Here is a 7,257-nt window from a genome sequence, read left to right on the forward strand (position 1 = left end):
ATCCTGACGGGATCAGAGCCCGACCTAGCCTGCTCGTAATGATCCCTGTTGCGTAAACACCTGTGAGCCCTGCGGTTCATACCGTCGTCCTGGATGTGGAAGGGATGAAATGCGGCGGTTGCGTTCGCGCTGTTGAAACCACCCTCTTGGACCAGCCTGGTGTCCAGCGTGCCGATGTGAATCTGGTCAGCCGCTCGGCTTGGCTCGATCTCACCGCGGGTGAGAGTGATGTAGCTGGGGTGTTGAAAGCCCTTGCAGACAGGGGCTTCCCGGCCAAAGAGCGCGCTTTGGACGACCCGATCGGTGCGGCGGCTGCCGGCCAAGCATTGCCGGGCTGGTGGCAGCAATGGCGACAGCTGATGGTTGCCCTGCTGCTGCTCCTGCTGTCTGTGCTTGGGCATCTCAGTGAGGCAGGACAGCTGTCGCTGCCTCTGATCGGCACCCTTCCCTTCCACGCCACGCTTGCAACGGTGGCTCTGCTCGGGCCAGGCCGTCCGATCTTGCTGGGTGGTGTTGCCGCTGCTCGTGCAGGGGCTCCCAGCATGGACTCCCTCGTGGGCCTGGGAGTGAGCAGTGCCTATGTGGCGAGCCTGGTGGCGTTGGTCTGGCCCCAGGTGGGTTGGCCCTGCTTTTTCAATGAACCGGTGATGCTGCTGGGCTTCGTTCTGCTTGGGCGTTTCTTGGAGGAACGGGCCCGTTTTCGGACCGGGCAGGCGTTGCAGCAACTGGCTCGGCTCCAGCCTGACACGGCTCGACTGTTGTTGCCCGACGGCGCGATTCGTGAGGTGCGCGTCGGGGCTCTGCGACCCGGAGAAACCGTTCAGTTGCTGGCGGGTGACCGCGTCCCGGTGGATGGAGTGGTGCTTGAGGGGGCTTCGGCTGTTGATGTGTCGAGCCTCACCGGTGAGCCCTTGCCGTTGCAGGCAGAGCCCGGCATCGAGTTGTCGTCCGGCAGCCTCAATTTGGAGGCAACTCTGGTGTTCAAGGTCACCCGAGTTGGCGCCGAAACCGCTCTTGCTCGGATCATTCGCTTGGTGGAGCAGGCCCAGGCCCGTCGGGCCCCCATTCAGGGCCTTGCCGATCGTGTGGCGGGTCGCTTTTGCTATGGCGTCATTGGCCTGGCTCTCGCAACGTTTCTGTTCTGGTGGTTGTTCGGCGCCGATCATTGGCCCCAGGTCCTGCAGGCTTCAGCGCCCGGGATGCCCCATGACCATGCGATGCCCCATGAGATGCATCACGGGGGGTTGGGACGTGGAGCCAGCACCCCGATTGGTCTGGCTTTGCAACTGTCGATCGCGGTGCTGGTGGTCGCCTGCCCCTGCGCCCTCGGTCTGGCTACTCCAACCGTGATCACGGTGGCCACCGGCCTAGCGGCCCGGCGCGGTTGGCTGTTCCGCGGTGGCGATGTCATCGAAACCGCCGCGGGTCTGGACCATGTGGTCTTCGACAAGACCGGCACCCTCACTTTGGGTCGCCCCCTGGTCACCGATGTGCACGGGGATGACTCGGATCGTTTATTGCAACTCGCCGCCAGCCTGGAGCAAAGCAGCCGCCATCCCTTGGCCTATGCCCTGCTGCAGGAGGCCCAGGGGCGGGAGCTCCAACTATTGGAGTGCGATGACGTGCGCACTGTGTCCGGTCAGGGGCTGGAAGGCCAGGTGGATGGTGCATCGGCCAGGGTTCGTGTCGGAAAGCCCGACTGGTTGGTGGCGCAGGGTGTGGGCATTTCCCCAGCAGCTCAGGGCTGGCTCTCTGTCGCTGAAGGCTCGGTGGTGGCGGTTGCTGTGGGTGATCGCCTGTTGGGACTGATTCAGATCGAGGATCAGATCCGTCCGGATGTCGCTCCTGCGCTGCAACGCCTGCGGGCCCATGGCTTGACTCTTTCGGTGTTCAGCGGTGACCGGGAGGCAGCTGTCCAGCGCCTCGGTCAGCAGTTGGGTTTTGCGGCTCATGATCTGGGCTGGCAGATGCTCCCGGAGCAGAAGCTGCAACGCCTCGAGCAGCTGCGTCAGGGCGAGCGGGTGGCGATGGTGGGCGACGGCATCAACGATGCGCCTGCTTTGGCCGCGGCTGATCTTGGGATCGCCATCGGTACTGGAACGCAGATCGCGCAGGACTCCGCTGATCTTGTGCTGCTTGGCGATCGGCTCGACAACCTTCCCGAAGCCCTCGGCCTGGCCCGCCGAACTTTGGTGAAGGTGCGGCAGAACTTGTTCTGGGCCTTCGGTTACAACCTCATCGTTCTCCCTGTTGCTGCGGGTGCCCTGCTCCCCAGCCATGGGGTACTGCTGTCGCCTCCGCTGGCAGCGCTGCTGATGGCCTTGAGTTCCATCACCGTGGTGATGAATGCCCTGGCTCTTCGCTTGCCATGACTGGACGTCTCATTGTTTTGGAGGGCATTGATGGCTGCGGTAAGACCACGCAGATCCGTCATCTGGTCGATTGGTTGCCCATAAGCGGTCTGATGCCGAAAGGTGCTTCTTTGGTTTGTACCCGTGAGCCCGGAGGGACCCCCCTCGGGCGCTCGATTCGTGAACTCCTGCTGCACACAGCCGACCAGGAGGCACCAGCCCCCACCGCCGAGTTGCTTTTGTATGCCGCCGATCGGGCTCAGCATGTTGAAACGTTGATCCGTCCGGCACTGGAACGTGGTGACTGGGTTCTCAGTGATCGCTTCGCGGGATCCACCCTGGCGTATCAGGGCTATGGCCGTGGCTTGGATCGAGACTTGATTCAACGGCTTGAACAGATCGCCACCACTGGCTTGCAGCCCGATCTCACCCTCTGGCTGCGCCTTCCTGTTCAAGCCAGTCTTGAGCGGCGCCTTGGGGACAAGCAGGACCGCATCGAAGCGGAGGGAGCTTCATTCCTGGAACGGGTCTCGCAGGGTTTTGCGCAGTTGGCGCAGCAGCGCTCCTGGTGCTCCGTCGCTGCTGACCAGTCAGCGATTGCCGTCAGTGCTGCTCTGGAACATCAGCTTCAGGAGCATCTGGCTTGAGCGCGCTGTTTGAGGATCTGATCGGCCAGCCCCTCGCAGTTGATCTGTTGTCGGCAGCCCTCGCCCAGGGACGCGTGGCACCGGCCTACCTCTTCGCCGGCCCTGAGGGGGTCGGGCGTCAACTGACGGCGGTGCGTTTCCTGGAGGGTCTGCTGGCCGATGGTCAGTCCTCTGCTCGGGAACGGCGACGCTTGCTGGAGCGCAATCACCCTGACCTGCTCTGGGTGGAGCCCACGTATCAGCATCAGGGGCGTTTGTTCACCCGTGCGGAAGCCGAGGAGGCGGGACTCAGTCGCCGCACCCCGCCACAGTTGCGGTTGGAGCAGATTCGAGACATTGGCCGCTGTTTGGCACGGCAGCCAGTGGAGGCCCAGCGAGGCATGGTGGTGATTGAAGCCGCCGAAGCGATGGCGGAGGCAGCGGCAAACGCTCTGCTGAAAACGTTGGAGGAACCAGGCCATGGGGTGCTGATCCTGTTGACGTCAGCCCCTGAGCGGCTGCTCAGCACCATTCGCTCCCGTTGTCAGTTGATCCGTTTTCTCAGGCTCAATCCTGAGGCCATGGCACAAGTTCTGGAGCGCACCGGTGCCATGGCTCAAGACGCACCAGAACTGCTGGCGCTGGCTGCCGGTTCTCCAGGGGCTTTGATCGACCATCGCCGCAGCCTGGCGGGTGTCCCGGAGGAATTGGTTCAGCGCTTCAACGCCCTGCCTGCCAATCCGATGGAGGCACTGTCATTGGCGCGCGATCTGTGCGAAGCCCTCGATGGTGAGCAGCAGCTGTGGCTGATCGGCTGGTGGCAACATCGGCTTTGGCGCTGTGGTAGCTCCGCTGTAATGCTCAAGAGACTGGACATGCTGCGCGGTCAGTTGCTCTCTTTCGTACAGCCTCGTCTGGCCTGGGAGGTGGCGCTTCTGGACCTCACGCCATCCGTTTAACAGGCCGTCTGGCTGGTCAGGCCGAGGCCCGATCCCCTTGCTGCTTGCGTTCTTCGCGGGCCATCGCCACGACGTCCTCAAGGCCATCCATCTGGGCGCTAGTGGGGAGCTCCAGGCAGTAGCCCGCTCCATACACCGTCTTGATGAACCGTGGCTTGCGGGGATCGGGTTCCAGCTTGGTCCGCAAGTGCCTCACATGCACACGAATGGTCTCGATGTCGTCATCAGGCTCGTAGCCCCAGACTTCCTTGAGGATCAACGAAGGAGCCACGGTCTGTCCGTGACGCTGGAGCAGGCAGTGGAGAAGTTCGAACTCCAGGTGCGTGAGCCGCACGGGTTGATCGAACCAAATGGCTTCGAAGCGCTCGGGCACCAGGGTGAGGGGTCCGTAGCTGAGGATTTCGTTGTGATTGCTCGATCCAACGGGTGCACGATCACTGCGACGCAGCAAGGCCTTGACCCTGACCTGAAGCTCCTCCAGATCGAAGGGTTTGGTCAGGTAGTCATCAGCCCCTGAGTTGAAACCGCTGACTTTGTCCTTGGTACCACCCAGAGCTGTCAGCATCAGGATCGGTATCCCCGCTGTGCGCTCATCTCGCCGCAGACGCTGACAAAGGGTGAGGCCATCCACCTTCGGAAGCATCAGATCCAGCAGGATCAGATCGGGGGTGTACTGGAGAGCAAGGGCCTGACCTTTGATGCCGTCGTCGGCGCGCTGCACGTCGAAGCCACTGTGCTCCAGATGACCGCTCACCAGGTCGCGCATGTCCTGGTCATCTTCGATTAGCAGGATGCAAGGCTTCATTGGTTCGGCGGCAGTGCGGCTGGAGAAAAAGGAGCGCTTGTCTGTCGGGATTAACGCTGAGCAGATTCTCTCAAGCTTTTCAAGTGTCTGCAGATTTTGGGTGGCGAGTCAGTGATGGGCTTGTTTGCAGGAGATCGTCTGCAGTGACAGCGATATGAAGGCTTTTTTAGTTTTGTTTCTCGATCAGCTGTTTAGGAAGTCTTCCGCTTCGGGCAATCACCCGTCACGAAATTCCTTTTTTTGTCAATAAAAAAGCCACAGCAAATGCTGTGGCTTTAAAGCTCCCCGGGCGGGATTCGAACCTGCGACCAATCGATTAACAGTCGACCGCTCTACCGCTGAGCTACCGAGGAATGGCTCCCGGAGACCTTACCTCTCGAATGCGCCGCCCTGCAAGCGTCGTTGCAGTTCCCTTCCACTTGTCCAGGGACCAATTCGACCATCGCGCATGCGGGCTGCACCATCAGCGAAGTTCAACTCCCCCAGCCTGTGGGTGATCCAAAGAGCTGTGATCGGTTGGATGGCGTCTCTGCAAAGGCGTTGCACGGTATTCAGCACCGTGGTCTGACTCTCGGGGTCCAGCAGGGCGGTCGGCTCGTCCAGCAGCAGTAGGCCGGCGTCACTCGCCAGGGCTCCAGCGATGGCCAGGCGTTGTTTCTGGCCGCCGCTGAGGCTGTGAATGGGTCGGTTCTCCATCTCAGCGAGGCCGAACTGTTTCAGCAGGTCACGCACTGCGCTTTGGCGTTGTCTCCCCAGCCCTTTGGAGTCCATGCCGAGCATCAGGTCACTGCCGCAACTGGGAAGCAACAGTTGATGGTCGGGGTTTTGAAAGACCAGAGCAGTTTTGGTGCGGCAGTGAATTTGTCCGCTCTGCGGTTCCAAAAGTCCGGAAATCAGGCGGAATAAGGTGCTTTTGCCGCTTCCGTTGCTTCCCACCAGCATCCACAGACCAGGGCCTGGGATCACGAGGTTGCAGCGATCGAGAGCCTGATGGCCGTTCGGCCAACGATGGCTAACGGCCTCAACCCTCAATTCAGCGGTGGCGGTTTCAGGAATCAAAGGAAAAGCCGGGTCGCTTGCTGCCACCCGTCGCCGAAGCCTTCTCATAAAGCTGAACGGCGAGAACCTCACTGACCAGCAGCGTCACTTTTTTCCCCTCTACTTTCTCGCAGGTGAGCTCCAGGAGACGGGGTTGGCTGTGGTCAATGGCTTGGCGGATTTGCTGATAAAGCGCATCGGCATCAGCAAGCTCTTTGCGCTGGACAGACACAGGGAGAGGACTCATGCGCAAGGCCAGTTCGATGACGTACACAGCGTTGGAAAAGATCGATGCGTCATCTTCGCGGAGGGGGCGGCATCCCGTCGGTTCAGAAATGCGCATTTCTACTCATCCCTTGCAAATGGGTGCGGGGAGCCGCCCCATTTCGGTGATCCCCCCCTAGGCTCGCTCGTGTAACGGATCATGAAGCACTTCTCATGACGATCGCTGTAGGACGCGCGCCACAGCGGGGATGGTTCGACGTCCTCGATGACTGGCTCAAGCGCGACCGCTTCGTATTCATTGGCTGGTCTGGCATCCTTCTCCTTCCAACGGCCTACTTGGCCATTGGTGGCTGGCTGACCGGCACCACTTTCGTGACCTCCTGGTACACCCACGGCATTGCCTCCTCGTACCTGGAAGGTTGCAACTTCCTTACCGCTGCTGTGTCCACCCCCGCTGATGCGATGGGTCACAGCTTGCTTCTCCTCTGGGGCCCTGAAGCCCAAGGTGATTTTGTTCGCTGGTGTCAGCTCGGTGGTCTTTGGGCCTTCGTTGCCCTGCACGGCGCCTTCGCTTTGATCGGCTTCATGCTTCGCCAGTTCGAGATTGCTCGTCTGGTTGGCATCCGCCCTTACAACGCCATCGCCTTCTCCGGTCCGATTGCGGTGTTCGTCAGTGTCTTCCTGATGTACCCCCTCGGCCAGAGCAGCTGGTTCTTCGCGCCCTCCTTCGGTGTGGCAGCGATCTTCCGCTTCCTCCTCTTCCTCCAGGGCTTCCATAACTGGACCCTGAATCCCTTCCACATGATGGGCGTCGCCGGCATCCTCGGCGGTGCACTGCTCTGCGCCATTCACGGCGCCACCGTGGAAAACACTCTGTTTGAGGACGGTGAGCAGGCCAACACCTTCAAGGCGTTCGAGCCCACTCAGGAAGAAGAGACCTATTCCATGGTCACCGCCAACCGCTTCTGGAGTCAGATCTTCGGTATCGCCTTCTCCAACAAGCGCTGGCTGCACTTCTTCATGTTGTTCGTGCCTGTGATGGGCCTGTGGACCAGCTCCATCGGCATCATCGGCTTGGCCCTCAACCTGCGTGCCTATGACTTCGTGTCACAGGAAATCCGCGCTGCAGAAGATCCCGAATTTGAGACCTTCTACACCAAGAACATCCTTCTGAATGAAGGTCTGCGTGCCTGGATGGCACCGGCTGACCAGCCGCACGAAAACTTCGTCTTCCCTGAAGAGGTTCTGCCCCG

General features: G+C 60.9%; 7 protein-coding genes and 1 tRNA gene. 4 read left to right on the top strand and 4 right to left on the bottom strand.

Translation table 11 applies throughout. The annotated features are described in order from the left end of the window. Positions 1-62: 62 nt before the first annotated feature. The 3 genes from FZZ88_RS06040 to FZZ88_RS06050 are packed head-to-tail and all read left to right on the top strand — an operon-like array spanning position 63 to position 3,936. Positions 63-2,372, top strand: coding sequence for a cation-translocating P-type ATPase (locus FZZ88_RS06040; protein WP_166018482.1), 2,310 nt, complete (start codon positions 63-65; stop codon positions 2,370-2,372). After that, complete coding sequence (gene tmk / locus FZZ88_RS06045) at positions 2,369-2,998, top strand: dTMP kinase (RefSeq protein ID WP_166018483.1); 630 nt, start codon at positions 2,369-2,371, stop codon at positions 2,996-2,998. The genes FZZ88_RS06040 and tmk overlap by 4 nt, the downstream gene beginning before the upstream one ends. Next, positions 2,995-3,936 (top strand): DNA polymerase III subunit delta', encoded by a 942-nt coding sequence (locus tag FZZ88_RS06050; RefSeq protein ID WP_166018484.1) that lies wholly within the window; start codon positions 2,995-2,997, stop codon positions 3,934-3,936. The genes tmk and FZZ88_RS06050 overlap by 4 nt, the downstream gene beginning before the upstream one ends. Before the next feature lie 16 nt (positions 3,937-3,952). Here the strand turns inward: FZZ88_RS06050 and FZZ88_RS06055 are convergent, their stop codons facing one another. The 4 genes from FZZ88_RS06055 to FZZ88_RS06070 form a co-directional block, all read right to left on the bottom strand. Continuing rightward, the gene (locus FZZ88_RS06055; RefSeq protein WP_115024390.1) at positions 3,953-4,741 is read right to left on the bottom strand and encodes a response regulator transcription factor; all 789 of its coding nucleotides are present in this window, start codon (positions 4,739-4,741) and stop codon (positions 3,953-3,955) included. A gap of 281 nt (positions 4,742-5,022) precedes the next feature. Further along, positions 5,023-5,094 (bottom strand) — tRNA-Asn (locus tag FZZ88_RS06060). 16 nt (positions 5,095-5,110) lie between these two features. Further along, positions 5,111-5,800: an ABC transporter ATP-binding protein gene (locus tag FZZ88_RS06065; protein ID WP_226423756.1), complete on the bottom strand. Its 690-nt coding sequence runs from the start codon at positions 5,798-5,800 to the stop codon at positions 5,111-5,113. Next, positions 5,790-6,053 (bottom strand): hypothetical protein, encoded by a 264-nt coding sequence (locus FZZ88_RS06070; RefSeq protein ID WP_115095001.1) that lies wholly within the window; start codon positions 6,051-6,053, stop codon positions 5,790-5,792. Before FZZ88_RS06070 ends, FZZ88_RS06065 begins: the two co-directional genes overlap by 11 nt. A gap of 164 nt (positions 6,054-6,217) precedes the next feature. Here FZZ88_RS06070 and psbD point away from each other — a divergent pair. Beyond that, the coding region (gene psbD / locus FZZ88_RS06075) for a photosystem II D2 protein (photosystem q(a) protein) (RefSeq protein ID WP_115022136.1) at positions 6,218-7,257 on the top strand (1,040 nt) is incomplete at its 3' end.

This window comes from Synechococcus sp. PH41509, assembly GCF_020514285.1.
Lineage (GTDB): Bacteria > Cyanobacteriota > Cyanobacteriia > PCC-6307 > Cyanobiaceae > Parasynechococcus.